At 52.9% G+C, this 23980-nt stretch carries 24 protein-coding genes and 3 pseudogenes; 15 read left to right on the top strand and 12 right to left on the bottom strand.

Annotated elements, in window-relative coordinates; all coding sequences use genetic code 11:
- Nucleotides 1–87 precede the first annotated feature (87 nt).
- Nucleotides 88–393, bottom strand: coding sequence for a hypothetical protein (locus HDE75_RS26225; protein ID WP_183682957.1), 306 nt, complete (start codon nucleotides 391–393; stop codon nucleotides 88–90).
- Nucleotides 394–894: 501 nt separating this feature from the next.
- A complete protein-coding gene (locus HDE75_RS26220; RefSeq protein ID WP_183682954.1) occupies nucleotides 895–1410 on the bottom strand; it encodes a hypothetical protein in 516 nt (171 codons plus the stop codon).
- A gap of 78 nt (nucleotides 1411–1488) precedes the next feature.
- On the opposite strand from HDE75_RS26220, the gene HDE75_RS26215 reads away from it, so the two are divergent.
- The 5 genes and pseudogenes from HDE75_RS26215 to HDE75_RS26900 all read left to right on the top strand — a co-directional run.
- Nucleotides 1489–1686, top strand: a complete 198-nt coding sequence (locus HDE75_RS26215) for a hypothetical protein (RefSeq protein ID WP_183682951.1) — start codon at nucleotides 1489–1491, stop codon at nucleotides 1684–1686.
- A 67-nt stretch (nucleotides 1687–1753) separates the two neighbouring features.
- On the top strand, nucleotides 1754–3703 hold the full coding sequence (locus HDE75_RS26210; protein ID WP_183682948.1) for a lysophospholipid acyltransferase family protein: 1950 nt from the start codon (nucleotides 1754–1756) through the stop codon (nucleotides 3701–3703).
- 17 nt (nucleotides 3704–3720) lie between these two features.
- The gene (locus HDE75_RS26205; RefSeq protein ID WP_183682945.1) at nucleotides 3721–4455 is read left to right on the top strand and encodes a hypothetical protein; all 735 of its coding nucleotides are present in this window, start codon (nucleotides 3721–3723) and stop codon (nucleotides 4453–4455) included.
- Nucleotides 4452–5063, top strand: coding sequence for a thioredoxin domain-containing protein (locus tag HDE75_RS26200; protein WP_183682942.1), 612 nt, complete (start codon nucleotides 4452–4454; stop codon nucleotides 5061–5063). The genes HDE75_RS26205 and HDE75_RS26200 overlap by 4 nt, the downstream gene beginning before the upstream one ends.
- A gap of 160 nt (nucleotides 5064–5223) precedes the next feature.
- Nucleotides 5224–5367 (top strand): annotated as a pseudogene (locus tag HDE75_RS26900) (IS3 family transposase); the annotation flags it as partial.
- Here HDE75_RS26900 and HDE75_RS26190 read toward each other — a convergent pair.
- Together HDE75_RS26190 and tnpC are read right to left on the bottom strand one after the other, a co-directional pair.
- Nucleotides 5362–5622: a HigA family addiction module antitoxin gene (locus HDE75_RS26190; RefSeq protein ID WP_183682936.1), complete on the bottom strand. Its 261-nt coding sequence runs from the start codon at nucleotides 5620–5622 to the stop codon at nucleotides 5362–5364. The pseudogene HDE75_RS26900 and the gene HDE75_RS26190 sit on opposite strands and share 6 nt — an antisense overlap.
- Before the next feature lie 482 nt (nucleotides 5623–6104).
- A pseudogene (tnpC, locus tag HDE75_RS26185) lies at nucleotides 6105–7554 on the bottom strand (IS66 family transposase).
- On the opposite strand from tnpC, the gene HDE75_RS27000 reads away from it, so the two are divergent.
- The 6 genes from HDE75_RS27000 to HDE75_RS26160 all read left to right on the top strand — a co-directional run bounded on the left by HDE75_RS27000 (nucleotide 7459) and on the right by HDE75_RS26160 (nucleotide 11594).
- Nucleotides 7459–7659 (top strand): hypothetical protein, encoded by a 201-nt coding sequence (locus tag HDE75_RS27000; protein ID WP_311735168.1) that lies wholly within the window; start codon nucleotides 7459–7461, stop codon nucleotides 7657–7659. The pseudogene tnpC and the gene HDE75_RS27000 overlap by 96 nt on opposite strands.
- Nucleotides 7660–7682: 23 nt before the next feature.
- Nucleotides 7683–9527, top strand: a complete 1845-nt coding sequence (locus HDE75_RS26180; protein WP_183682933.1) for an RHS repeat domain-containing protein — start codon at nucleotides 7683–7685, stop codon at nucleotides 9525–9527.
- Complete coding sequence (locus HDE75_RS26175; protein ID WP_183682930.1) at nucleotides 9517–10254, top strand: DUF6883 domain-containing protein; 738 nt, start codon at nucleotides 9517–9519, stop codon at nucleotides 10252–10254. Before HDE75_RS26180 ends, HDE75_RS26175 begins: the two co-directional genes overlap by 11 nt.
- An 8-nt stretch (nucleotides 10255–10262) precedes the next feature.
- Complete coding sequence (locus tag HDE75_RS26170) at nucleotides 10263–10454, top strand: DUF4926 domain-containing protein (RefSeq protein WP_183682927.1); 192 nt, start codon at nucleotides 10263–10265, stop codon at nucleotides 10452–10454.
- A gap of 373 nt (nucleotides 10455–10827) precedes the next feature.
- The gene (locus tag HDE75_RS26165; protein ID WP_183682924.1) at nucleotides 10828–11247 is read left to right on the top strand and encodes a hypothetical protein; all 420 of its coding nucleotides are present in this window, start codon (nucleotides 10828–10830) and stop codon (nucleotides 11245–11247) included.
- Entirely contained in the window at nucleotides 11244–11594 is a 351-nt protein-coding gene (locus tag HDE75_RS26160) for a hypothetical protein (RefSeq protein ID WP_183682921.1), read from the top strand. The genes HDE75_RS26165 and HDE75_RS26160 overlap by 4 nt, the downstream gene beginning before the upstream one ends.
- A gap of 335 nt (nucleotides 11595–11929) precedes the next feature.
- On the opposite strand, the gene HDE75_RS26155 is transcribed toward HDE75_RS26160, so the two are convergent.
- Both HDE75_RS26155 and HDE75_RS26150 read right to left on the bottom strand, forming a co-directional pair.
- Entirely contained in the window at nucleotides 11930–12151 is a 222-nt protein-coding gene (locus tag HDE75_RS26155) for a DNA-binding protein (protein WP_183682919.1), read from the bottom strand.
- Between the two features lie 268 nt (nucleotides 12152–12419).
- Complete coding sequence (locus tag HDE75_RS26150) at nucleotides 12420–12695, bottom strand: hypothetical protein (RefSeq protein ID WP_183682916.1); 276 nt, start codon at nucleotides 12693–12695, stop codon at nucleotides 12420–12422.
- Nucleotides 12696–12784: 89 nt separating this feature from the next.
- Between HDE75_RS26150 and HDE75_RS27060 the strand changes: the two genes are divergently transcribed.
- The gene (locus HDE75_RS27060; protein WP_409254940.1) at nucleotides 12785–13357 is read left to right on the top strand and encodes a hypothetical protein; all 573 of its coding nucleotides are present in this window, start codon (nucleotides 12785–12787) and stop codon (nucleotides 13355–13357) included.
- Between the two features lie 164 nt (nucleotides 13358–13521).
- On the opposite strand, the pseudogene HDE75_RS27055 reads toward HDE75_RS27060, so the two are convergent.
- Nucleotides 13522–13626: pseudogene (locus HDE75_RS27055) on the bottom strand (hypothetical protein); the annotation flags it as partial.
- A 191-nt stretch (nucleotides 13627–13817) separates the two neighbouring features.
- Between HDE75_RS27055 and HDE75_RS26140 the strand changes: the two are divergent.
- Nucleotides 13818–15827, top strand: coding sequence for a hypothetical protein (locus HDE75_RS26140; protein ID WP_183682914.1), 2010 nt, complete (start codon nucleotides 13818–13820; stop codon nucleotides 15825–15827).
- Nucleotides 15828–16052: 225 nt separating this feature from the next.
- Here the strand turns inward: HDE75_RS26140 and HDE75_RS26135 are convergent, their stop codons facing one another.
- Nucleotides 16053–16460 carry a hypothetical protein gene (locus HDE75_RS26135; protein ID WP_183682911.1) on the bottom strand — a complete coding sequence of 136 codons (408 nt, stop codon included), beginning with the start codon at nucleotides 16458–16460 and terminating at the stop codon, nucleotides 16053–16055.
- A 182-nt stretch (nucleotides 16461–16642) separates the two neighbouring features.
- On the opposite strand from HDE75_RS26135, the gene HDE75_RS26130 reads away from it, so the two are divergent.
- Nucleotides 16643–17128 carry a hypothetical protein gene (locus HDE75_RS26130; RefSeq protein WP_183682908.1) on the top strand — a complete coding sequence of 162 codons (486 nt, stop codon included), beginning with the start codon at nucleotides 16643–16645 and terminating at the stop codon, nucleotides 17126–17128.
- An 18-nt stretch (nucleotides 17129–17146) separates the two neighbouring features.
- Here the strand turns inward: HDE75_RS26130 and HDE75_RS26125 are convergent, their stop codons facing one another.
- From HDE75_RS26125 to HDE75_RS26115, 3 genes are read right to left on the bottom strand one after another with little or no spacing between them, the layout of a single operon-like run.
- Entirely contained in the window at nucleotides 17147–18388 is a 1242-nt protein-coding gene (locus HDE75_RS26125) for an MFS transporter (protein WP_183682904.1), read from the bottom strand.
- Nucleotides 18389–18396: 8 nt separating this feature from the next.
- Nucleotides 18397–18720, bottom strand: coding sequence for a hypothetical protein (locus HDE75_RS26120; RefSeq protein ID WP_260174456.1), 324 nt, complete (start codon nucleotides 18718–18720; stop codon nucleotides 18397–18399).
- 15 nt (nucleotides 18721–18735) lie between these two features.
- A complete protein-coding gene (locus tag HDE75_RS26115; protein WP_183682901.1) occupies nucleotides 18736–19302 on the bottom strand; it encodes an RNA polymerase sigma factor in 567 nt (188 codons plus the stop codon).
- Nucleotides 19303–19543: 241 nt separating this feature from the next.
- Between HDE75_RS26115 and HDE75_RS26110 the strand changes: the two genes are divergently transcribed.
- Nucleotides 19544–20326, top strand: a complete 783-nt coding sequence (locus HDE75_RS26110; RefSeq protein WP_260174455.1) for an acetoin reductase — start codon at nucleotides 19544–19546, stop codon at nucleotides 20324–20326.
- Nucleotides 20327–20389: 63 nt separating this feature from the next.
- On the opposite strand, the gene HDE75_RS26105 is transcribed toward HDE75_RS26110, so the two are convergent.
- Nucleotides 20390–23971 carry an ABC transporter permease/M1 family aminopeptidase gene (locus tag HDE75_RS26105; protein ID WP_183682895.1) on the bottom strand — a complete coding sequence of 1194 codons (3582 nt, stop codon included), beginning with the start codon at nucleotides 23969–23971 and terminating at the stop codon, nucleotides 20390–20392.
- Nucleotides 23972–23980 lie beyond the last annotated feature (9 nt).

Genomic DNA, 23980 nt, shown 5'->3' with positions numbered 1-23980 from the left:
TGGATACGGCCACATCAGTTCAATCACGGATTGGCACCGGCCGTCACCGAAGAAAAACTTAACGTAGTGTCCGGGATGGGTTGACCACTACACTTTCCATACAGCGATTTTTTCCAGCGCCCATGCAAAACTCTGCCGAGACTTCTTCAGCTCGGTCAATTCGTCGTCCGTCCAAGAAAGTATGGTCGCGCGAAGCAGCGCCAATGTCGCTGCTGGGTCAGCCTCAGCCAACACATTGACGAACGCGGAGCCATTCTCCGAAATCAGAAATTCCCGATTGCTGAAAAGGCCGCTGCTCGGATGAAGGACGGATTTCACAACATCGCGCGCCGATTCGGATCCCTGTGCGTATATGAACGAACGCATGAACCACGCGTAGAGGCTTTCTGGCATGCCCTCCATCATCGCGGAGACGCTGGCGCTCGCGCCGTAATTGCTCCACCAATCCGTCCACAAATAGATTCGGAGGGCCGGCGGAACAATTCGAAGTGTTCGATCGCCTTGGAGAATTTTGCGTTGTCGATAGTAGCTGCCACGTTTTGAGGGCCTTGCGACTGGTTGAATTATTGTGTCCATAATCGAGTTTGTGGACACAATCGATTTGTGTCTCAACCTCAAATCATGCCGGCATCGACATGGGCCGTACAGACGGCGCTGGCTTTACGCTTACCACTGAAGATGCCTTCGACCAATACATATCCACTATTGCGGCGAAATGCAGCATGGGCGAGAGGACCGTTCAACTGCTATTTCGCTTCACGCTTAAGTGTGTTTTGGTCTCGGTGCCACTTCACAAAATCCACTTCGGCATGCCGTAGGCCCATTTCTTGAATTTCTGCCTGCGCCGTTTCGATCTTGGCAAAGGCGCGGAGGGGGTAGAAGACTCGTGGCGATTCACTTGCACTTGCCACGTGCCTTTGCCAGAGCCACAAAGGGTAAAGCGTAAACGCCACGAACTTCAACAAATAGTATGGAGGTAGACTGTCTCTTAAGGCCATCGGAGTGAAGGCAGTCGGGAACCTCAGCATCCTTTACGGCTTTCTCGAAGCGGCGGAATGCCTCACTCTGAGGCGATAACGTATACCGCGACGCTAATTCAGGAGGCATAGAGGGGGCAGCTACATCACTCGGATTTTCTTTCAAAACGGACAAATCAAATTCCAATGACAGTGCTGAGTTCTTTATTGCATTGCTAATTATATCACTATTGTTGATGTATTTACCTTGCACCATTGAGTTGTTGCCACAGTTAGTGGGCTCTAGTAAGCATGCAGTCTCCTCAGTGCTCGGGCTAGCTCTTGCCGATCCCCAATACACTAAAAAAAAATAAAAAGCGAATGGAAATATTTTTTTCATAAGTAAACGAAACGTTGTAAAAATAAATTCTTTTTTTGGCAAAAAAATGGACAAAAAATATTGTCTACAGTATATTTATGACGTCAACGTGCACGGCGACACTCTTATTCAATTTTATAAAGGAAAACTACAATGAAAAATAAATTTTCTATTCATGCCGTTGAACTCAGTAGCCGTCTCGAAGAACAAAGCGCACTGGTAGCTGTGGTCGGTGTAGTCGCCACTATTGCTGCTTCGAGTGCATTTGCGGTCGATGGTAGCTGTAGAGAAACTGGCACCGACGGCGGTGCCGACTGCCCCTCTGGCTCATGCAGTATCATAAATTGGTAATTTGTTTTAAGCTAGGAAAATACGGCGCTTCTGCGCCGTTTTCTATTATCAGAGAAAAGTAAGCTCAATGATTAATGACGTTTGCGTATTTAACAACAACCAAAATGGCTACGTTTTAGCACATAAGGGCAAGCACTTTAGCATATCTGAAGAAACAGCAATTTTACTAAATATTCTGAAAATTTATCCAGAACATCCAACAAACTTCATATCTCAAAAATTGACTGAGCAACTCGGATATACCGTCACGCCTGAAGAAATTACGGCAGCAATCGATGAGCTACAAGAAATATTAGTAGCTAAAAAAGAAGTCGATGCCAGGTTTCGGTATTCGCTGGAAATTTTTTCGTCAGCGCTTCTTGAAAAAGTAACTCCTTTTCTTTCTTTTACATTTAAAAAATATTTTTTCATATTTTTCATACTTCTTATTTCAATATCTTTTGCAATAACCTGGACGTTGCCAGTAATTTCAGATATTTCTTTATTAACACCGATCATACTTATGGTCAGTGTCATTTTTCATGAGCTAGGACATGCAACGGCCTGCGCTTCAGCAAAAATACAGCCTGGTCCAATCGGCGTCGGCCTAAAAAATGGAATACCATTTTTTTTCACCGACGTTTCTAAAATTTGGTGTTCCACACGTAATGATAGAGTCAAAGTTGATGTAGGCGGTGTGTACTTCCAAGCAATATTCGGGGCACTAGTCGGTATCGCGGCAATTAAAATTCCTTCACTTACCCTTGCATCACGTCTAGTTTTTATGCTGTCATTAACATCGCTTCTTCCATATTTTAAGTTTGATGGATACTGGTTGCTAAGTGACTACTTAGGAGTTGACGATTTAAAATTATGGATTCGTCAGAACATAAATAGAAATTATGCTGGCTCAGTAAATACTAAAAATTTTATTTTGGCTCGAGCCTACAGTATCGGAGAATTAGTCGTGTTCATATGGCTAGCATTTTCTATGTACACTTTAATTTCCACAATTCTACAACCTATTTTTCAATCCGAAACAACAGCCAAATTTTTCTTTACGCCAAATACTAATTATTTATATATGGCATTGTCGATATTCTTGGTTTTTGTTTTTTTGCCAATAATATATGGCTTCTTACGTGCGATTACAATTGAAATTCTATTAATTTTTTCAAAAAATTTCTTTTTGTTGCTCTCATTTTATACCGCATCCATATTTCTCCGGATGACTATTGGCATACCTCTAAAAACAAAACATTCAAAATATATTAATGATATTTCGATGGCAATGTCACAAGTTACTCCGCGAATTACTGATCTGAATTTAACTGCAAAAATGGCGCTTACCGCTAAGTATAAAGAATTATTATGGCTATGGATTTTAAGTAGGATTGATGTAAAGGCTGGATGGCGTTTAATCAACCGAACTCATTCAAATTTAGATGCAGCGGTTCTTCAGCAGATTGCCCGCCTAGATTCCGGAGCTATATTAGCGGCTCCACATTTTGGATCTTTCTTGACAGGAGCATTTTTTGTTGTCGATTTTCTCCATAAAAATGGAAAAAAAGTTAATTTATTATATCGCGATCCTTTACTAAACCCTGATAACAAGCAATTTGAAGATTTTTATCGCCGGTATCTGCCAGATGTTTCAATAATATTTGATAATAAACGCGGCATATTAAACGCAGCGCGATGCTTAAAGAATGGTGAAATTCTTATAATAATGCCTGACGTTTTTTTAGGCAACAACTTTACTCCAGTAAATTTTCTGGGAAATAAAATCGGCGTAATGCCTGGAATCGAGTTTTTTAGCGCTCGGTATAGAGTACCTGTGTATCCAGCCTTTAGTCATTTTAGCGGTATTTTAAATATAAAAATTCATATAGAGTCAGCACTCCATCATAGCGATAATTTGAGTGAAGGAAGTGATAGATTAATGCAAAGATTTTTTTTCATACTAGAATGTTGGATACGAAACAAACCGTTCGAATGGCATGCTTGGCGGGAGTTTCTTCATGCAAAAAAATATTAAAAAAGGTTTATGAAATTATGACTAAACGTAAAATAATTTTAGCTCTATGCGCAACTCATTTTTTATTTAACAACGCAGGAGCCCAGAACTCCGCCGTTGAAAATTTAATCGAAGATACATCGCAGGTTGTGCAGATTAAAAATTATCGTGATCCAGAATTGAAATCTTATCAAAAAATACTGAAAGCGATTGATGAGTTCGAGAAGTATAAAAACCTAGCACCATCTTCATCGTTAAAATTTAGGTTAATTTTTCCACGAAATGGAAAAATTAGCAAACCAACTTTACGCCTTGTGGATAATGATAAGTCAATAGATATTCCAGTGTCTTCAGATGGCATCTTTGAAGTAAAGCGTATTGACGAATTTAACCACAAGGAAGCGGAACTAATCGTTAACACAAAGAAGGGAGAAGTGCGTTGGCGACCAGAAGTGCGTAGCTCAAATGTAGATGTGGAGAACCGTAGGCTCGGTGATCTGCGTGTCGAATGCCAGATACGTTGGGTGTTAGAAAAAGACGAACTCTCTTTTATCCAGCGCAGCTTTTTTAGTGTGCTCGGCGGACCGTGCGAATCGTCAAAAATAAATACATACTACTTGGTCACTCAACCCATTTCTTCAGTTGTGATAAAAGAAGGTGAAGAAACAAGCGAAGTAAAAGTTTGGCACGGTGGTTACTCTTACCTTCCACCAATTAGTGAAAAAAATTGGTCAAATGATGCTGTTTTGATTTTTGAGAGGAATAAATTTTGAAATCACCGTGTGCTATTTTATCATTACTAATAATTTTATCTATTACGGCGTGTGGTAACGAAAAACCAGGAACCACCCTCATCGCAGGTAAAGTCGTGGATGGTGAGTATAGAATTTTGAAAGAGTCGTTCAATAAAGACAAATCCATTAATGTTTTGCAAATCATCAATTTCTCGTGTGTACATTGTTATAATGCTTGGCAAGAACTAAAAGAAATTAATAAAACTAGAACATCTAAATTTTCGATTGAGACGATACCTATTGCGTTTGCTAAAGATCGGGACGATGTGGTGCGTATTTTTTATTTAGCTATAGCAAAAAATAACGAAAAATTAGTAATTGACGAGATTTTTTCCGCTAAATTTAAAGAAAAATTAGATTTTCAGAAAACTAATGATCTGAAAATATTGGCAAAAAAACTCGGTGTTTTAAATGAATATATTCTAGAATCATCCGAGCATTCAGTTAATTTGATAATGAAGCGTGAAAAAGATTTTGCTCATTCTATTGGGGCAGAAAGTACACCAATCTGGATTGTAAATCAAAAAATTAGCATTAAACCTTCAAAAGAAAATTTAAATAAAATTCTGGCGGATATTAGTTCCTAGTTTTTTATTTTCAACGTTATCGGCTTTGTTGCACAAATCGTACCGTTCAGCCATCGAGCGTGGACGCGGGGTAAACTGACGGCATGACTGCTCCAGCAAAACCAAAGTACCGAACGACCAATTGGAAAGACTACAACACGGCGTTGAAGGCACGCGACTCGCACGCAAGCATGGCGTCGGTGCAAGCCAGTTGTTAAACTGGCGTAAGCTCGAACGGGAAGACGCGCTAACGGCGGTCACTGCTGGCAAATCGGTGGTGCCGGCGAGCGAACTGGCTGCTGCGCGCGCAGATATACGTTCAATTTTTTGGATGCTTAATTTTGCCTACCTGATACAAGTCAAATTGCAGCTGCATTTCGCTCCAAATTTCTGAACTGGTACCAAAAACATCGCCAAGGCGAAGCGCCATATCATGAGAAATTCTTACTGCCCCAGTGATCACCTGTTGAAGCGTAACATGGTCAACACCTAGGCGCGTAGCTGCATCGGGAATTGTCATTTCACCGAGAAACTCTCTAATCACTTCGCCGGGATACGGCGGGTTGTGCTGGCGACTCATAGTAAAAATCCGTAAAAAAAATTTAATAATAGTCGAAATAGCCAAAAATGGGGCTTGCAGCTCAATTCCATTGGATTTAACACAAGCATGCGTATCCTGCCCTCACTCTAAAATCTCGTCCTTTTAGAAAATTTAAGTACATCTCAATGATTTTCTAAAACGCGTCCTAAGCACCCTCAGAACAAGGCCAGAGCACTCGCACAGCAGGCCCAGAGCAAGCTCAAAGTACACTTACAGCAAGTCCGGAGCAAGCCCAGACCAATCTCAAAGCAAGCCCAAGGCAACGTTAGACTTATTCAATTTAGCACGGTAGTGCGAAATTGCAGGAGTGAATGTAGCTACATTCACATATCCTGCCCATTACCTCACCGTTCCTTTTTCGGTTCCACCCGTTGTTGCGTAAGCGTAAAGCCAGCGCCGTCTTGAACCCGGCAATGAATTAGAAGATGATGGCATCACACCGCTGGGAAGCGGCGTGTTGTTTAAGCCGAAGGGAGCTGCGCGGCGCAGTTCCAGGGTAGGAAGTCGTCGACCCGATTGACCGGATGATCGGCGATGTGGGTCAGCACATGGCGCAGCCAGGCCTCGGGGTCAACACCGTTGAACTTGGCCGTGCCGATCAGTGAGTAGACGGCGGCGGCAGGCTCGCCACCGCTGTCGGCGCCAGCGAACAGGTAGTTGCGCCGGCCGATGGCAACGCCACGCAGCGCCCGTTCAGCGGCCGAGTTGTCGATCTCGATGACGCCGTTGTCGCAGTAGCGCAGCAACGCCGGCCACAGATTGAGCGCGTACTGGATCGCGGACGCCGTGTCCGACTTGCGCGACAGCTTTTCAAGCGTAGCGCGTAGCCAGCTGCCGAAGTCGTCGAGCAATGGCCGTGATCGTTGCTGGCGCACCTGCTGTCGTTCATGCGGCGGTTTGCCGCGTATCTCGGACTCGATCACATACAGCTCGGCGATCCGGCGCAGGGCCTCGGTCGTGATGGCCGATGGTCTGGCTGCATGCAGATCGTGGAACTTGCGGCGCGCATGCGCCCAGCACGCCGCTTCCTGTATCGTGCCGTCGACATACAGTGTATTGAAACCGGCATACGCATCGGCCTGCAGCACGCCCTTGAAGTTGGCCAAATGAGTTTGCGGATGGATGCCTTTGCGGTCCGGCGTGTAGGCGAACCAGACCGCTGCCGGCGTGCTGTCGCCGGACGCGCTGTCGTCGCGCACGTAAGTCCACAACCGCGCCGTCTTGGTCTTGCCGTTGCCCGGGGCCAGCACGGGAATCGGGGTATCGTCGGCATGCAGCTTGGCGCCGGCCAGCACGTGACGGCGGATCACATCCACCAGCGGGCGCAGCAGCGCGCTGGCCGCGCCGACCCAGTTCGCCAGCAGCGCGCGTTCCAGTTCGACGCCTTCGCGGGCATAGATCACCGATTGGCGGTACAGGCAGATGGTCGGCGAACTTGGCCACCAGGATGTGTGCCAGCAGGCCCGGTCCGGCAATGCCGCGCGCAATTGGTCGGCTCGGTGCGTGCGCCTGCACGATGGCGTCGCAGCACTTGCACGCCAGTTTCGGACGCACATGACGGATCACGCGGAAGCTGGCGGGCACGAATTCGAGTTGCTCGGCAACGTCCTCGCCCAACTGGCGCAGCCCGCCACCGCAGGCCGGGCAAGCTTCGGCCTCTGGTCGATACACGCGTTCTTCGCGCGCCAGGTGCTCCGGCAGCGGTTTGCGCGCCGACCTGGTGCGCGGCGCCTTGTCTGCCGGCGGGCGCTCGCGCTCGGCCTCACCCTCGGTCGCCTGCAGGTCTTCCAGTTGTAATTCCAGCTGTTCGATCTGGTGGTCCAGCTTCTCGGATTTGCGACCGAACTGCATGCGCCGCAGCTTGGCGATCATCAGCTTCAAGTGCTCAATCTCGACTTCGGTCGTGGTCAGCTGGGCGCGCAAGTCTGCCACCTGGCCTTCGCTCTCGGTGATACGCTGCTCGGCCGCCAGCAGCAACGCCTTCAGGGCATCGATGTCGTTGGGCAGGTCGGCTGAATTGAGCATGCGCCAAGCTTACCGTGCGGACGACCAGCACGACTTACCGCGGACTGCAGATCGAGCAGCAAAACCCCGCTGGACAGGTACGCACAGAAATCCATGACGTGCTGGGCCAGTTGCGTCAGATAATCGACTCCGGCTCGCCACGCGGTACGACCAGCTTTAGTTATGAGCCATTCGGTAGTCTGCAAACTACGCTGGACCCGAACGGGAACAAGATCACGGTAGACTATGACACCTGGGGCCGCAAGACAGGCTTGCGTGATCCCGATCTGGGCTTTATCGAATATGCGCTCAATCCGGTGGGGCAGGTCTACCGGCAGATTAGCCCGGAGCAACGCGCCAGAGGTTGGCGCACCTGGATGTCCTACGACTTGCTGGGACGCATGACCGCGCGCTATGAAAGCGACCTGGAAAGCCATTGGATCTACGATACGGCGGCGAAAGGCGTGGGGCAGCTGGCGCGGGCATATACCGGCCAGCCTGCCACGCCCGACTATATCCGTACGCATACCTATGACAGCCTGGGCCGTCCGGCGCTGACGACACAGAAACTTTACGATGCACTGTACTCTGCCACGCCAACGTACGACGCGTGGGGGCGGCTGGTAAGGCAGGCTTACCAGCGTGGCAACGATGGGATTAAAGCGTTTGATTTTGCGTTCAACAGCTATGGCTACCCGTCGCGCATTGAGCGCGGCCCTCTGGTGCTGTGGCAGGCAACGCAGCAGGATGCCGCCGGACGCGTGCGCAAGGCGCTGCTGGGTAATGGATTGATCCAGAGTCGCGAGTTTAATTACTTTAGTGGCAAGCTATGGCATGGGGACATATCGACCGCAAGCGGCATAGTGCGCCTGCAGGAAGATTATGTCTATGATGTGCTGGGTAATGTGAAGAATCGCAGCCAGTACTGGGATAGCAATGGCTTCCAGGAGAGTTTCGACTACGATAGCCTGAATCGCCTGACGAGCAGCCAGGTGCTGGGTAAAACACAGCGTATCTTTACCTATGACGCCGCAGGCAATATCACCAGCAAGACTGGGGTGGGCACCTACGCGTACAGGGCGCAGGGCGAAACGGCGGTGCAGCCGCATGCGGTGCAAACCATTTCGGGTGTCCCTGGCGTGTATAGCTACGATGCCAATGGCAACTTGTTGAATGGCGGCGGCCGCACGACCACCTGGACCAGCTTTGACATGCCGCTGGCGATCACAAAAGGCACGATCACAGCAGCCTTTAACTACGGTCCAGAACACCAGCGCGTTGGGCAGTTGCGCCGCAATAGCCAGGCGGGAGGCGCCGATGAGCGTGTGGTCTATGCGGGCGCACAGGAGGTGGAGTCCGGCGTCAATGGCGGCCTGAAGGTGAAGACCTACTGGCCGAATGGGATCGGCGTGGAGATCGACCAGGGCGGCACGACGCAGCTGCACTGGATGTATGTCGACCGCCTGGGCAGTCCGATTGCCATGACCGGGGAAGACGGCGCGATTCGCACGGATGGCAGGCTGGAGTACGACGCCTGGGGCAAGCGCCGCAGTGTGGCCGACAACGACAATACTGACGACAGCATCGACGGTAAAATCGACAACCGCGGTTTCACCGGCCATGAAATGCTGGACCAGCTGGATCTGGTGCACATGAATGGAAGGGTGTACGATCCCTTGATCGGCAAGTTCATGTCGGGTGATCCGTTGATTCAGGAACCTCAGAACGGACAAAGCTATAACCGTTACGCTTATGTAGTGAACAACCCGACTAACCTGACAGACCCGACTGGGTTTGCGAGTATGACCCTTATGGGAGGCGGCGACTGGACTCCGATGGGTTCCATGCTGAGCTACGGGGGAGGCCGCCATGTTTGGTAATGCCGGTGCGCTCCCTAACCTAATTTCTGAAATTGCGAGAAGTTACGCAGCAACTAAAGCAACATCGCAGAGTGCTAGTGGAAATGGAACTGCCTCCGGCAGACAGGAGAACCTTGAAAAGGCGTCGGCAAACAGTGGCGGTGTTGGTGGCTGGCTCAGTGAGAAATTGAGCAATGCCGGCCAGATGATAAAGAATGGAGTATTGGGCGGCACTTTCTCGACCGATGCTGAAATGGCAGAGTGGGGAAATGGTTTCAAGGCCGCTCAAGCAAGTGGGGATGTAGCACAGTATTTACGTGACCATCCCATTGGTAACTCTTTGAAAGACGTTGCTTTGTTAGCCGCAACCCCGGCGGCAAGAGCGCTGCAAGGTGCTGTTATCAAAGAGGCGGAGGCGAGGGCTGCGTTGAGTGCAACTCAGCTTAGCGTTGATAGCAAGCTTTCTGGTTACCTGTTGAACGCTGAACATCCGGTAGGGGGCGCGAAGGCGAAGTGGTTTGAGCAAGCGCTAGGGTTCAACAAGTCCAATATGGATGGACTGTCAAAACAAATTGTCTTTGACCCCCGTAGTGCCATTGAAACCGGGGTAACGCAGTATGGGACGAAATTTAACCAAGTAATTCCTATCTCGGGAACAAACGGTCGAGTAATTGATGTGACGTTCGGTTGGATTCGAAATAATGATGGGATCACACGTCTTGTTACCGCGATTCCTACTCCGAGGTGAAATTAATCATGTACAACGAATACGATGTTGTGAAGTTGCGCGAAGATCGAGATGAAGATGGGTTAAAAAAAGGTGCTATCGGTGCGGTTTTAATCGTGCATGAAGCTGACCCTGTTGCCTATGAAGTCGAGTTCTGCGATTCAGAAGGCTTTACATTGGCGCTATTGACGTTGAAGGATGACGACCTGTCGCCAGCATAGAAGGCGACAGGATCGGTGCCGACAAACGGATACGAATTTAAGCCTACTGGGCTAGATTTCTGCTCGCTGAGATACCAAAAACCCGCATTAGGGGGTCTCGCTCTTTTAACTGGATAACGCACCCCACGCATGGCGCGGGAACCCGCATGGATGCTGGGGTTGAGCCGCTGCGGTACGATAGGATGCAGTGGGCTACGCTGATTCGGCAAACAGTGGGGCTGGTGGGAATTACATCGGAGGACTTGCTCCATCAATTCCAGTAGGTGGTGGCGATAAGCCGAAACCCACATGTGCCCCAGGAATACAGTGTGTAGAAATCGTTGGGCATAACCCAGATAAACCTCAGAATTCGGGATGGGGAGCTTCTGTCCGAATGACCTACGATTGGATCACGGGTGGCGGGGCTGCTAATCGCCATTACGACGGTAGTACGTCTTCCGCGCAAAACATGATGTCTGCAAGAAGGGTTAACGAAGCTAGAGCCTTCTTCTACAAGAAAAATGCAGATGCATTGGCAAACGGGAAGCCGTTGGAGGCTGTTACCAATTATCAGGGTAAATTCTGGTTGGATGATATTGTGAGGTCAGGCTTGAATCCCACGCAGCAGTTTATTGGTAGTTATGGTATCGAAATTACCCCTGTGGGCGACAACCAAATTAGATTTGATTTGTCTAATAACTCTAGTTTGAAATCATTCCTGTATGGCATTGGGCCGCAATATGAGCGTGGAACACTTCCGGCCTTCGGTAATATGCGGCAAACGTATTCTTGGACAGAGGATCTAAAAAAATGAAATCGTTACTTTTATTGATCTTTTGTGTTGCGACTATGACGGCATGCTCGCAGAAAATTAACCCTATCGGGACTTATAAACTCCATACCTCCTCAGGTGTTATTGCCTTAAATGTAAAGTCGGATGGAGTTTATAGGCTAGAGGTTCTTGAGTCAGCTTCTAATAAAGAGTTGATTGAAGGGCGATGGGAGCTGAATGAGTCACCAGCTCCAACTCTGTCATTGCACGGCGTGAAATGGCGAGGTACTCAACCGGAGCCTGGGCATAGTATTTGGGCAGCAACTATCGAAGGTGATTCAAGAATTTGCCTCGATGCTGAAGGAATAAATTGCTTCCAGAAAGATTAGGCGACGGGGTCTGTTCCGGCATTCGGGCGCAGCTTCAGTAGTAGGTGCAGCGCGCGAGGCGTCAGGAATTCTCTAGTGAAAAGCGGTTTTGCATGGCGCGGATACTGCCGGCATGGTCTTGACGACAGGGCCGCGCACGAGGCTAACGGTGTGCAACCGCTGCGGTCTACATGGAGGCTAGCGCGCCTCCATACCCGGCCACATTCCCGATGCTGCAACTGCCACGCCAGCAGCGTGGCTCTTAGCTTTCGGTCGTGAGCGAATTATCTCTTCGCTGCAAACCACCCCGCTAGGACTTTCCGGCGCGGGTGGTTTTTTTATGGAAAGTGCGAAAATCAGAGGCCGACGATTTCCGTCAAAAGCTGCTTGTTCTGGTCCAGGATGCCGAGGCGGTTTTTCTGCAATTTCGCTTCAAAGGCGACATCGTAGAGCGCGATGGCTTTGCGCAAAACCTCGCTTTTGGTGCAACTGCCAGCGACGGCCAATTGCTCCAGAAGTGCGTTCAGTTCGGGCGACACCGACAGGCTGAGTCGAACGGGTTGCTGTTCGTTTGCCATAAAAGTGCCTCACTTTTGGTGTGTGGATAATACGTGGATTCTACGTCAATTCTACGCTTCTATTATTGGACAAAGCAAGCGATTCTGCCCCCTCACGAAAGGTCGCGGGAGACCCCGCACCCCGTTTTAAATCTACACACATGACGCACGACTTCGTCGAGCCTCAAAAGCAACTGCAAACCCGCGCCAACACTATGTTTGCGGCGACATTCACTTTCCTTCGTGTGTCCCATTTAGATACCTGTGCATGGCCACCCCTCGTATGAAATCAAGCATCTGGCGCGGTATTTAATGACATTCTGCCAGTGACATTCGGGAGCTGACGCGCTGCGATAGTATTTGCCATATCAACAACTTCCAATTGGGGCGGAAAGTGATACTCGATCAGATCACGGTTAGGCTGGAACAGCACATCATCGAGCATCTGAAGGAGGAGTCGAAGCGGCGTGGACAGACGGTCGCGGCGCTGGCCAGAACCGTCATCCGGGATGGGCTGGCGCGATACGATGCGATCAGCGAGGCAATCGTTATGCTTACGTATCAAACAATCCTACCAATCTGACTGATCCGACTGGGTTTTATGAAACGCCAGCAACGGGTACCTACATTCCTGGGGGCTCGCCAGGAGGGAAGTTGGAGGTTATTCCGGGCGATCCGTTCGGCACACCAGCATATAATGAAGCACGAAAGCAAGGTCTGATAACACCTAATGGATCAGTGACAGCCGCAGGTGCTGCCGCAATGCGTCAAGAAACTGCTAATGGTGCTTCTGTTTCGGCAAACACACCGCCTCCATCTACCGGAAAAGCATTTATCGAACCCGAAGTAAAGGGGCAGCGGAGAAAGGTCGATTTAATGATAAATCTTACCTACAAGGACGAAAAAGGTAATCCGGTGGACAGCAAATTAACCCAAGGTCTGACAAAAAGCGCTGAGAAGAGCTGGTCTGGTAATGTTGGTGGCTTTAAATTGAACGCAGATTTCGATGATCCGAATGCCACGACGGTTAATGTCAATCTCCATCCGGGGGCAGGGATTTCCAACGTCAATCGCGTCGGTGGGAATACGCTCAACTTGTTTTTGGGGGGATATTGTTCGTTTGCTGGCAGGATTGACCCGGTCAGATTGACCCGCCCTCCATACCCTCGCGAACGCCGCGACCCTATCGTAAGACCCCTCGAACCCCAGTCCTTTAGGTCCTCATGAATCTGTTTTAGCGTGCGCCGTTGCTTGCGTGTCCGCGCTGCTTCAGTCTTGAGTAGCGCAGAAAGCTGGAACGCGTATTTGTCGATGGCGCGAGTAGAGCGCCGCTCAGAGTAGGCTGGCTCGATGGTTTCCGATCGCAGATAGCGTCGGACTGTGTTTCTGGAGATGCCCAAACGCCTGGCGATCTCTCTCAATGGGACCTGGTCACGAATGTGCCAGCGTCGAATAATGTCTAGTAGTGCGCCACGTCGATCACTCCAATTCCCCACTCAATGTCGTGAGTAGGATTGTGTCTTAAACGTGTGTGAGTTCGGTTTGCAAATTATGCGGTGAAATGGGTCAGATTTCGCTGCAAATCAACAGAGCGGGTTCCTGTTTGTGCACGCAGCACAAATACTTTCTAGCAACGCGATTCTTCAGATACAGTTGTCGTTCTGATCAATATGACAAGGATGAGGATATGCACAACAATATACAGCGGGATCCTGATACTGCGGCAGCGATGCTAGGCGCACCGAGTTTGCAACTGAGCTCCTTGTCTTGGGCAGCGGCGGGAAATGTGACCAAGTGGGTCGGCAAGAATGCCGCCAGCGGGATTGTCGGGGCCGCCGCTGGCATGCTGTTTCAGGAATTCCTGGGAGCGGTCGGCGCGGGTGGCCCGGACCTGGTTGGCAAGCTGGATGCCATCAGTGACAAGCTGACTGAAGTCCAGCGCTCGCTGGACCGGGTCGAGTCCATGACCTCGGAAATTTTGCTGAAACTGGACGAGTTGCACAATTTCATGGAAAAAAGCCTGAAGGTGGAAACCTTGCTGATTGCGATGGGGCGCATCGATGTCGCCTATGGCTACGCCGACGCCGACGCCAGCCTGCTGAAGGCGGATGTCACTGCTGGCGCCATCTCTTTGCGGCTACTGACCGAAAATATGCCGCACTTTCCAGGCATGACACCGGGGTATCTGACGAAAGCGGCCCATGAGTTTGCGTCGTACGTAGCGGATGTGCCGGATTGTATCGATACCATCCGTCGGGTATTGGTGAAAGCGGCATTTGGGCAGGATTCATTGCTCGATCATTGGGCCAAGGAGCTGGTGCAGCAGGTGCGCAACAAGAAGATCAGCCGCGAATCGGCGTATCTGGTGCTCGAGGGATATTTCCTCCAAGCTGTCTCTGTCCAGTTGAAGGGGCTGTGCGTGCATTGCCTGGCACTCAGTACCGACCAATTCGCTGCCAACCGCATCGAGCAATATCTGCAGCAAAACTTTGGCTTGTTGATGCGCGAGCAGACCGAGGCTTATACCGCAGCCGTTGAGGATTTGATTTTCCTGTCGCTCGATCCCATCATGCGCGCCGGCATGAGGCACATGAGCATGAGCGCACGCGAGTTTCCCGTGCATGTGGACGAGATACTGCTGCGTACCGATTTGCTGTGCGCCGCATTGAATCTGGTGGGCAGAAAGTCGACAGAGCCGTTGGCGGTGTCTCCACAAGCGGCGATCCAGGGCATTTATGCCCGTTCCTTGTTCCGTCCTTCTGATTTGCGCGATGGTAAAGTCCCGCCCATGGACGTGAGTGGCTATGCACAAGCCCAAGCCGGGCAGCAGCGTCAGGCGCCGTTCGGTTGCCTGGATTTGATCGCCGCCGATGGCAGGGCCGTGCTGAGAGATGTAGCGACGACGCAGGTGACGGTCGCGCGCTACAAATGGCACTTCCCGAATACTTTGCCGGTAGTTGACGTATCGATCGATGGCAAGTTCCGTGGCGCCACGCCAGCGCTGTACCCGGTGTTTGGTTCTGACGAGCCGGTGCTAGCTGTTGGCATCCTTGACGGCAGTCCGTTGTTTCGCGGTGTTCCTGCCAGCGTCCCGCAAAGTCGAAAGTACACGCCATTCCCTACAGGGAATCCGCATGTCACGTATTTTAACGAAAAGCACACGCCCGGCAGACACCCGTTGACCAATGGCGAGGGCGAAGTGACCGAGACGTATTTTCAGGTCCAGAATGCCTACAAGGCAGACTCGCGGGAGCACAGTCTGGTAATGCAGCATCTGTTCAGCTACACAGGCAAGGAAATCGATATCAGGATGCATGCGCAAGTCCTTACCAGATTGCAAGTCGGCCCCCGGGCGGATATGCATCTTGGGGCGGGCAGGCATCACTACTCGGTCTATCACAGGTTGCTGGTATTGTTTCCAGACGGCACAGAAAGGGCAATTTACAATTCGGGCATTGATTTTGATCATGCTGTCGATATACAGGAGGTCCAGCATTCCTTCAATAACTTCGTCGACGTTGCGCGCTCGGGCTTATTCTTCATGGACTTCAAGCTGATTCCAGGCGACTATCACCTGAAACTCGACAACGAAACTTACTTTCCAAGCACTTCTAACAAATATAACGGCTGGAATTTAGCCAATCTGGTTTTCAAACTAGGCGGCGTGGCGCTGGAAATGCGCTACCCAACGAGTTAGTTGCCATGGGATAGCGAACTGCAATGTGCGTCCATAGCCAAGGCTGATGTGTATGGACGTTACCCGGCGGCGCAGGTGTGCATGGACGTGAGGCCGGCGTTCGTTTCTTCCTGTCACACATCGCATGCTATCAACCAATTTTGGTGGATATAAGCGTTCTGATACCCAGTCATGTTGGTAGTTTAAAAATTCCTGCAAGTCATTGATTTGCAGGAATTTTTATTATTAATCGCGTAAATGCATCTCCAGGCTATAGCTCGCCACCGCATTCCTGCGCGCCGCATTGCGCATCAGATACACCTGCACCGTGTACTCGCCATCGGCCGGCAGTTTTGCCTGATAGCTGTTGCCGCCGGATGAGCCGATAAACAGCGCTTCGTCCTGGCCAGCCTGGCGCAGGTTGAAATAATTGGATGGCTGATTGGTCTTGAGCTGGACGCTGAGGGTTTGGCCGGCCTTGCCCGTGAGCGTGTATTCAGCCGTACCATAACCCTTGATCTTGCCTTTTACGCTATGCGTGGCCGCGCCTGCCAATTCCACTTTTTCCTTGTGGACAGGATCTGCGCTCCAGGCGGGGCTGGTCAGCAAGAGCGCCGCCACTAGCAGGCTGGCGCGAATAGGTGTCGGTGGCATGTCGTGCTCCCTTGACTGGCGATGAATGGTAGGGGTGTCGGGTAGTGCAAAACTCTAGTATTGCATGAAAGACATGGTGATGCCTTTGGCCGCGATGTGGTGTGCAACAGGTGTTTCTGATATGACTGTCAACATGCTGACGGTAAAATGATGGGATCATCTTTGTCTTATTCGCTCCCGCCATGAAATTCATTCCCGCAGCGCTTGTCCTCCTGCTCGCTTTCCCGGCCGCCGCCAGTGCCGCCAATTATTGCGATTCTCCTGCACAGTCTATCGTCCATAACAAGAGTTATGAGGAGGTCATGCAGATCGCCAAGTCGCGCGACCGCAAGATTATCGATGCGGAGTGCAGCTTTGCCGAGGCCATCGTTAATATCCAGGACGAGCAGGCAGGGATCGAACGTTATCCGGGGCGTTTGCTGATCGCCGATGCGCGCGATGAAAATTTTATCGCCACGCGGCGCGTGGGCGAGTACACGATTTTCAGCTATCGCTACAGCCCGCGCCAGCTGCTGCAGTTTGCCCTGAAGGACACCACCTGGGCGGAAGGGGAAGCGTTCCAGGCTGGTGCCTACAAGATTATCGGCGTCAGGCAATTCAAGACGCCGACCGGTTTTCCCATCCAATTGCTGGTGGCGCAGGGCTTCCAGTTTTATGGTCCGCCGTAAGGCAAGGCCGTCATCTGCCTATTTGGTCACCGGCACGCGGGCCGTATTGCGCTGCAATACCCACAGCAAGGCCAGGGCCAATAGTGCCGTGCCGACCATCACGTCGCCGATCAGGTCGAAATGCTGCAGCTTGCCATCGGCGCCGAAGGTGACGATGTGGCCGGCGATGACGGAGGCGACGCCGCCGGCCAGTTGCTGGATCGATGCGCTGATGGCGTTGAAGGAGCCGCGCTGGTTGGCCGCTGGCACGGATGACACCAGCGCCTGGTAGGGAATCATGCGTGAAAAGATGCCAACGAACATCAGTGCGTTGATGATGATCAATGCCGGCAGGCTGATGGCATCGAGGCGGGTGTAGACCAGCACCATCACGATCGATACCACGGTGCCAAAGGTGAAGACGCGGAACTTGCCGTAGGCATCGGCCGCCTTGCCGATCAGGGGGCCGAAGAAGATGGTGCACACGCCCGTGACCAGGTAGACGGTGGGCAACTGGTGCATGTCGATGCCGAGGTTGTTGACGATGTAGGCGCTGCTGAATGGCATCAGCATGAAGCCGCCCGTGGTCAGCACGGCCGTGATGGCAAACGCCAGCAGGTAGCGCCGTTCGGTGACGGTGTGGTACAGGTGCATCCACGGGCTGTGTTCTTGCGGCAGCGCCAGGTGGGCGTTGACTGGCTGCATTTTTCGCAGCATCAGCAAGCCGCCGACCAGACCGAAGCCGGCCATGGCCAAAAAGGGCATATGCCAGTCCCAGCGGTTGGCCAGATACAGGCCGATAGGGATGCCCAGCACCTGGCTGGCGGCAAACGCCGTCTGGATCAGGCCCATCACACGGCCCCGCATGTGGGGTGGAAACAGATCGGTTGCGATGGCCAGCACGATGGAGCCGATCACGCCGCCAAACAGGCCGGTGACGATACGCGCCAGCAGCAGCATTTCATAGCTGCTGGCCAGGCCGCACCACAAGGTGCCGAGCAGGAAACCGGTATAGAAAAACAGCAGCAGTTTCTTGCGGTCGTAGCGGTCGGCCAGGCCGGCCGTCAGCAAGCCCGCGATACCGGCGCTGAAGGCGTAGGCCGACACTACCAGGCCGAACTGCGCGGTATCGATCTCCAGTTCGGGAATGATCATCGCCCCCAGCGGCGACATCAGCATGAAGTCGACGATGACGGCAAACTGCAAGAAGGCCAGTATCGTGACGACGATTTTCTGGTAAGGGGAGAATTTCCCTGGTGTTTCCTGGACGGTGGAAGTCATGTGTTGTTTCAGATGTTGGGTTGTGCCGGACGGCCACGCTGTGCGCACTGCTGCAGGAACTGTTCGCGCTCTTCCGGCGTCATTTTTTGCCAGCGCTGCCACTGGCCATGGTCGTGCCTGTGGCCACGGCCACGGAAGCCGCCAAACAGGATGCGGCTCAGCACCAGCAAGCCCAGCGCGCGCCAGTAATCGATGGCCGCCACGCCTTCAACCAGGCCAGGCATGACCCAGTTCCACAGCAGCATGACCACGCCGCCCAGGATTGCCGCACCGGCCAATAGCAGGCCCAGCTTGGCCAGCTTTCTTGTTCTCGTCTTTGTTTTCAAATCCATGATATTCCTCCATCGTTAATCGTTGTAAAAATCTTGTAGCTGCGTGCGCAGAGACAAGACTGCATAGCGCTTGCGCGCCAGTAAGGTGTTCACGGGCACGCCACTGTGTGCCGCCATTTGCTTGAAACTGATCCCTTCCAGCTCATGCGCGATAAACACGTCGCGCTGATTGGCTGGCAGCGCTTCCAGGGCGCTGTGCAAGGCCTGCAGCAGCATTGCCCGGGTATAGGCCGTTTCCGGCCCGGCATCGCCCGAGGGCAGCAGCAAGTCGAGGCGGTCAGCCTCGTTGTCGTCGCCGTCATCGATATCGTCCAGCGAGGTTTCCTTCTTCTTGCGGAAGCGGTCGATGATGCGGTTGCGCGCCACCCGGAACAGCCAGGCGCTGGCTTGTTCGATCGGCGCCGGCAGCCGGCATGCCTCGATGAATTCCTGGAACACGTCTTGCAGGATGTCATCGGCATCGGTGGGATCGCGCACGCGGCGGCGGATGAAATTGCCCAGTTTCAACTGCTCGCGCTCGACGGTATCGGCGATGTGCTGCTCTTGCGCTGCGCTGGGGGAAGGAGTCTTGGGCGGGTTCATGTCATTGAAGACGTTTCAGAATCGCAAATATTGTGGTGCGTTGTGACGATATTTTCGGCTGGCAGTGCGGGCCGCTTTTTTACGCTTTCTTGACCTGGATCTTTTTTATGGCAAACCACCTTGCATACTGGCGCGTAGATGTGACTTTTCAGCAACTGACAGTGTATCGTCAAACCAGGGGGAATCAGGGCGGCCCTCGATGCCAGTCCTGTTCCCGGCATTTTTTACATTGAAAGGAACGATGATGAGTATTTCCGGAAAAGTCGCACTGGTCACGGGAGCCGCGCAGGGCATAGGCAAGGCGATTGCCTTGCGTCTGGCCAGGGATGGCGCCGATATCGCGCTGGTTGATCTCAATCAAGAAAAGCTGGACCTTGCCGCCGCCGAAGTGCGCGCGCTGGGCCGCAAGGCCATCACCTTTATCGCCGACGTATCGCAACTGGACCAGGTGACCGAAGCGGTGGCGTTTGCCGAGAAGGCATTGGGCGGCTTCGACATCATCGTCAATAACGCCGGTATCTCCCAGGTAGCGCCCTTGCTGGACGTTACGCCAGCCGAAGTCGACCGCATCATGCGCATCAATGTACAAGGCACTTTGTGGGGTATCCAGGCAGCCGCCAAAACGTTTAAAGCACGCAAGCAGAAGGGCAAGATCATCAATGCCTGTTCGATTGCAGGCCATGACGGCTTTGCCTTGCTGGGCGTGTATTCATCGACCAAGTTTGCCGTGCGCGCACTGACGCAGGCGGCGGCAAAAGAGCTGGCAGCCGACGGCATCACCGTCAATGCGTATTGCCCTGGCGTCGTCGGCACCGATATGTGGGTCGAGATCGACAAGCGCATGGCCGAGGTGACGGGCGCCGCTCTGGGTGCGACGTATAAAAAATACGTGGAAGGCATCGCGCTGGGACGCGCCGAGACGCCGGAAGACGTAGCCGGCCTGGTGTCTTTCCTGGCGGGACCAGATTCCGACTACATGACGGGACAGGCGCCGCTGATCGATGGCGGGCTGGTGTATCGCTAACTATGCAAAAAGAAAAGGCCGCGTAATCGATGATTGCGCGGCCTTTTTACTTTGTTTCAGCGTCTAGTTAAAACTGACTTCCTTGCGGTTATCGCTAGACACCCGGTCGATCATCTTGTTGTAAGGATCGACGCCCACTTCGAACGGTTTTTCCTTGACGGTAATCGTCACCACCGGATCGCTGCCCTGCAAGACGCGCTTGTCGGTGAACAAGACTTTCTCATCTTTTTCCTTGCCGCCCGGTGGGCGCGAGAAGATGGCGATTTCCACCGGCTCGTCGTAGACACGCGGGCTTTCCTTGCCCTTGCCGTCGGACTCCAGCTTGGCCAGGTGCAGCTTCATGGTGACATCCCACTGGCCATCGGCCCGCTTGACGGCAGTCGCTTCCGTGACGCGGTTGTCGTAGAACACAATCTTCTCGAACAGGTCCGTGATCAGCGCCTGCTTGTCTTGCGGCGCTTCGGCACGTATGTAGCTCAGCAATTCCAAGGTATTGGTGAAGGGTGCTTGCTGGAAACCTTTGTCTTGCAGATAGCGTTTCAGGGCACGGTTCAAGGCTGCTTCGCCAATTTCATCGCGCAGGCGGTAAAACACCAGGCTGCCCTTGTTGTAGTGGATGTATTGCTGGCCTTCCACACGCGCCAAGGGTAGTTCTTCGATGGCTTCGCCACCACGGCCGCTCAGATAACGGTCCAGTTCATAGCGCAGGAAGCGGCGCATTTTTTCGCGGCCGTATTCCTTTTCCATCACCATCAGGGCCGAGTATTGCGCCAGGGACTCCATCAGCATGGTGGCGCCCTGCACGTTGGCGCCGATCACCTGGTGGCCCCACCACTGGTGCGCCATTTCATGCGCGGTAACGTAAAACACGTAGTCGATGTCGTCCTTCTTGCGCAGGTCGGCGATAAAGCCGATGCCTTCCGAATAGGGAATGGTGTTGGCGAAGGACTGGGCAAAGCTTTGATAGCCCGGGAACTCCAGGATACGCACCTGCTTGTGCTGATAAGGCGTGAACTGGGTGGTGTAATAGTCGAGCGACTTTTGCACGGAGGTGATCATGCGATCCGTGTTGTAGCCATGCTTTTTATCGTAGTAAATCTCGATCGGCACACCATGCCAGTCGCCTTTCCTGATGTCCCAGCGCGCCGACAGATAGGCGAAGAAAGGCATCATCGGTTGGTCCATCTTGTAGTGGAAATAGCGGCGGCCATCCTTTTTCCAGCTTTTTTGCAGATAGCCGGGCGCCACGGCGATCTGGTCGCCGCTGGTCGATACCGTGGTGTCGAAATTGATCCAGTCCGCTTCGTTGCCAAACACTGTATTGCCGTAGGCCGACTTGTCTTCCAGCTTGGCCATGCGCTGCGGTTCGCCCAGACCCCGCTTGCGGCGCTCGTTGCGGTCGGTCAGCTCGAAGCTTTTTGCATAGCCGAAATGCGGGAAGAAAACCTGGTTGTTGAAAAAGCTGCCGTTCAGGTTAACCTGGTCCGGCGTGCCATCGTTGGTAAAGCCTTCATGGGTGACGGCGACCGTGAAGTCCAGCGGCAAGGTCGCGCCGGGCGCCAAGGGCTGGGCCAGCTTGAGGATACTGAATCCCAGGTCCTTGTCGTCCAGTTCGACCTTGTGTGCTGGCAAGTTCAGCCAATGTGTTTCAAAGTCGGGATTGAGCTGGATGCGCAGGGTATCGAGCGCTTGCTGGGTCTTGTTCTGCAGCAGGTAGTGGCCCTTGATCAGCACCTTGCGCTGTTCCGGATAGATGTCCACATTGGCCTGGATGTCGGTAATCTTTGGCTGCGGCAAGTCCTTGTACTGCTTGTACATTTTCTCGTAGCGGGCCTGCTTGTCCATGGCGATGTTCGACGGCTCGTACTTGTTGAGCACATTGGTGTTGTAGAAGATCCAGCCACCCGTGCCGATCCAGGCCAGCAGCACCACGGCCAGGGCGCCGCCGGTGCTGCTTTTCAGACGCTGGCCGGCCAGGCGCACGCGCGAGCGCCAGCCGGTCGACAAGCCACGCACCCAGAATGCTTGCGCCACGATCAGCAGTGCCACGGTAAACAAGCTCCAGTACAAGGCAAACCAGCTCCAGCCCGTCAGGAAGTGGCCATAGCCATTCATGTCCGAGTATTTGATGGCAGGCGTGGCGCCGAAGTTGTACAGATTGTGTTCGAAGTGCAGCATGCCCAGCACGCCTTGCACGATCATCAGCACGATCACCAGGAAATAGCCGATGAATTTATTGTTGGACAGCACTTGCAAGGTGAGTGCACATAAAGCCATCAGCACGAAGAAGAATGCTCCCAGCAAAGTGCCTTTCAGGTACAGCGCCAGTTCCACCGTTGCGCCGCCCTTGTACAGCTGGAAGCCGATGGCCGCGATCACGCCGACCAGCAGGTAGCCGGCGATCACGCCGATCAGGGCCGTGCATTTGGCCAGCAGTGGCACCCAGTTGGGCACCGGCATGGCGTCGCTGACATCTGCGATCTTGACTTGCCTTTCCTTGAAGATCAGTTCACCCGCGTAAAAGGCGACGATGATGATCAGCAGGAAGCTGAAGCTGCTGCTGATATTTTGCAGCATCAGATGCGTCATCGGATACACGGCCGTGCCGTACATATTCTTGGCGACGCTGGAACCGGCGATCAGGTTGATCACGCCGAACAGCAGCATGACCATGAACGGTACGCTCCTGAACACGCCTACGGCGTCGAAGCGCAGGATTTGCCACCACTGGCGCCAACCCGTCGCGCTCGTAAAACGCGGTACGGTGCGCGGCAGGTGCAGCGGGGCCGACACGGCGGGGCCGGCGGCCAGGACCTTGTTCTTGCCGAACCAGCGCTTGCCGGTACCCGCGCGCTGCGGCTTGAACAGCAGTACGGTAGCGATGAACAGCACGGCCGTGATACCCAGCCATAGCAGGCGGTTGGCCAGCAGGAAGCCGGACAACGGCGGCAGGATGGTGTTTGCTTCGGCGGACGTGAAATAGCGGGTCATGCGGCCAAAAGCGCGTACGCCAAACGGGTCGAGCAGCACCGACACCCATTCATTGTTGATGTCGCGCGTAAAGGAACCCGCCATCGCCCACAGCACGAAAAAGCCCAGCACGCCCACGTAGACCAGCATCATCGAACGCGTGGTCGCTGCCAGCAGCATCAGCAGCGCGCCGATGAACAGCAGGTTGGGGATCACCATGATGGCGAAGCTCCAGACATAGGTGTGCAGCGAGAATGCGCCTACCCGTTGTGGATCGACCCAGGGCATCAGCGGCCCGAGCATGGTGGCCAGGGCGATTGCGATAAAGATCATCAGGCAGGCGGCAAAGCCGGCGGCGAAGCGGCCGAACAGATAATCCCACTTACGCATGGGCGTGGCGAACAGCATGTCCGCCATGCCCACTTCGCTGTCGCGCAGCACGGCGCCGGCGATGAAGACGGTGACGAGAAACATTGCCAGCAGGCTGAACATGCCCATGATCTGCGCGATCACGGTGGGGGCGTTGCGGTTGATATTGCCGATGGCGCCGCCGATCTGCACGGAATCGCTGGTGGTGACGCCAAAGGCCATCAAGGCCATGATGGCCGCAAATACCCATAGCAGAGGTTGTTTCAGCTGGTAGCCGAGGTCAAACTTGAAAAATTCCTTCCACATGGCGGCCCC

Source organism: Janthinobacterium silvisoli (genome assembly GCF_014200725.1).
GTDB lineage: Bacteria > Pseudomonadota > Gammaproteobacteria > Burkholderiales > Burkholderiaceae_D > Janthinobacterium.
This window is presented reverse-complemented; position numbering and strand designations above follow the sequence as displayed.